Source organism: Streptomyces sp. NTH33, from assembly GCF_003236365.1.
In the GTDB taxonomy this organism is placed as follows: Bacteria; Actinomycetota; Actinomycetes; order Streptomycetales; family Streptomycetaceae; genus Streptomyces.
In genome coordinates this window covers 1-2,559 of record NZ_POTZ01000703.1, presented here as the reverse complement: position 1 = coordinate 2,559, position 2,559 = coordinate 1, and the positions used below count along the sequence as shown (strand labels likewise).

Genomic DNA, 2,559 nt, shown 5'->3' with positions numbered 1-2,559 from the left:
CTCCCACGCCGGCCCCCACTTCGCCGCACTCTCCCTGCCCTTCCTCCGCCAGGCGGCCACCACTGAAGGGAGCACCCGATGACCCACCCGCAGGACCCCACGGGTACCTCCGCGACCGGCACCGCCCTCGCCCTCACCCCCGTGGACGAGCTGCACACCCTTCTGACCGCCCGCCTGGGCCCGGCCGCCCGCGTCTGGCTCGACCAGGCGCTGGAGGAGGCCGCCGAGCATCTCGGCGGCCACGGCCCCATCTCCGCGTGGGAGTTGCGCCTGGCCGAGGCCGGCCGCCGCTGCGGTGCCGCCCACGCCGACGCCGCCCGCGTCCTCATCCTGCACGCGGCCCGCGCCGACCTGGACGCCCTCACCCGGGTCTACCGCCAGGGCACCGCCGACGAGCGCCGCGCCGTCCTGCACGCCCTGCCGCACCTCGTGCCCGGCCCGGAGGCGGTGCCGCTCGTCGAGGACGCCCTGCGCACCAACGACACCCGGCTGCTCGCCGCCGCGGCCGGCCCGTACGCCGCCCGGCACCTGGCACCCCACCCGTGGCGGCACGCCGTCCTGAAGTGCCTGTTCACCGGCGTACCCGTCGACAGTGTCGCGGACCTGGCCCGCCGCGCCCGCGGCGACGCCGAACTCGCCCGCATGCTCGGCGACTACGCGGCCGAACGCACCGCCGCCGGCCGCCCGGTCCCCGAGGACCTGCACCGCGTACTGACCCTGACCGCGCCCGAGCCCGCGCCCGCGCCCGAGCCCGAGACCGAGCCCGAGCCCGAGCCCGAGCCCGAGACCGCGCCCGAGCCCAAGACCGCGCCGCACGGCCCGGTCGACCCCCACGGCAAGGAGTCCTGATGCGCATCTTCGACCCCCACATCCACATGACGTCCAGGACCACCGACGACTACGAGGCCATGTACGCCGCCGGCGTCCGGGCCGTCGTGGAACCCGCCTTCTGGCTCGGCCAGCCCCGCACCTCGCCCGCCTCCTTCCTCGACTACTTCGACTCCCTGATCGGCTGGGAACCCTTCCGCGCCGCCCAGTACGGCATCGCCCACCACTGCACCATCGCCCTGAACCCCAAGGAGGCCAACGACCCGCGCTGCCTGCCCGTCCTCGACGAACTGCCCCGCTACCTCGTCAAGGACCAGGTCGTCGCCGTCGGCGAGATCGGCTACGACTCGATGACCCCGGCCGAGGACAAGGCCGTGGTCACCCAGTTGCAGCTCGCCGCCGACCACGGGCTGCCCGCCCTCGTCCACACCCCGCACCGCGACAAGCTCGCCGGCCTGCGCCGCACCCTCGACGTCGTGCGGGAGTCGGCGCTGCCCATGGACCGCGTCCTGATCGACCACCTCAACGAGACCACCGTCAAGGAGGCCAAGGACAGCGGCTGCTGGCTCGGCTTCTCCGTCTACCCCGACACCAAGATGGACGAGGAGCGGATGGTCGCGATCCTGCGCGCCCACGGCCCCGAGCGGGTGCTGGTGAACTCCGCCGCCGACTGGGGCAGAAGCGACCCCCTCAAGACCCGCAAGGTCGGCGACCTCATGCTCGCCGAGGGCTTCACCGAGGACGACGTGGACCTCGTGCTGTGGCGCAACCCCGTCGCCTTCTACGGCCTCAGCGGCCGGCTGAACCTCGACGTCGCCACGCCCGGCGCCACGCACGAGGGCAACAGCATCCTGCGCGGCGGGGAGTGAGGCGATGCGCTTCCGTCACCCCGACGGCTCCACCGTCCACCTCGCCTACTGCACCAACGTCCACCCCGCCGAAACACTCGGCGGCGTCCTCACCCAACTCCGCGACCACTGCGAGCCCGTACGCCGCCGCCTCGGCCGGGACCGCCTGGGCATCGGCCTGTGGCTCGCCCGCGACGCCGCCCGCACGCTCGACTCCGACCCGTCCGCCCTGCGCGGCCTGCGCGCCGAACTCGACCGGCACGGCCTGGAGGTCGTCACCCTCAACGGCTTCCCCTACGAGGGCTTCGGCGCCGAAGAGGTCAAGTACCGCGTCTACCGGCCCGACTGGGCCGACCCCGAACGCCTCGACCACACCACCGCCCTCGCCCGCGTCCTTGCCGGCCTCCTCCCGGACGACGTCACCGAGGGCAGCGTCTCCACCCTGCCCCTGGCCTGGCGCACCGGGTACGACGACGCACGTGCCGAGCGGGCCCGCACCGCCCTGCGTACCCTGGCCGAACGCCTCGACTCCCTGGAGGAGCTGACCGGCCGCTCCATCCGCGTCGGCCTGGAACCGGAACCCGGCTGCATCGTGGAGACCACGCACGACGCCATCGCCCCGCTGACCGCGATCGCCCACGACCGCATCGGCATCTGCGTCGACACCTGTCACCTCGCCACCTCCTTCGAGGACCCGGCGACCGCCCTCGACGCCCTCACCGCGGCCCGCGTCCCCGTCGTCAAGTCCCAGCTGTCCGCCGCCCGGGAACAGGACCTTGTCCGCCCGGTGCACCTCCACCGTGCGCCGGCCGGCCCGTACCGTGCGCGTACCGCCGCTCACGGCACCACCGCTTCCTCCACCAGCAGCCGCGCGGAGACCGCG

The 2,559-nt window shown here is 74.2% G+C and carries 3 protein-coding genes; all 3 read left to right on the top strand.

Annotation, left to right across the window (positions count from 1 at the left end):
• Positions 1-78: 78 nt before the first annotated feature.
• Positions 79-849 (top strand): EboA domain-containing protein, encoded by a 771-nt coding sequence (locus C1I97_RS35210; protein ID WP_181447058.1) that lies wholly within the window; start codon positions 79-81, stop codon positions 847-849.
• Positions 849-1,697: a TatD family hydrolase gene (locus C1I97_RS35205; protein WP_111007019.1), complete on the top strand. Its 849-nt coding sequence runs from the start codon at positions 849-851 to the stop codon at positions 1,695-1,697. Before C1I97_RS35210 ends, C1I97_RS35205 begins: the two co-directional genes overlap by 1 nt.
• A gap of 4 nt (positions 1,698-1,701) precedes the next feature.
• Positions 1,702-2,559: metabolite traffic protein EboE (gene eboE / locus C1I97_RS35200; RefSeq protein WP_258382893.1), on the top strand; the 858-nt coding region annotated here is incomplete at its 3' end.

Coding starts and splice junctions, on each gene's coding strand:
- C1I97_RS35210 (WP_181447058.1), top strand. CDS start 79: ATGACCCACCCGCAGGACCCCACGGGTACCTCCGCGACCGGCACCGCC.
- C1I97_RS35205 (WP_111007019.1), top strand. CDS start 849: ATGCGCATCTTCGACCCCCACATCCACATGACGTCCAGGACCACCGAC.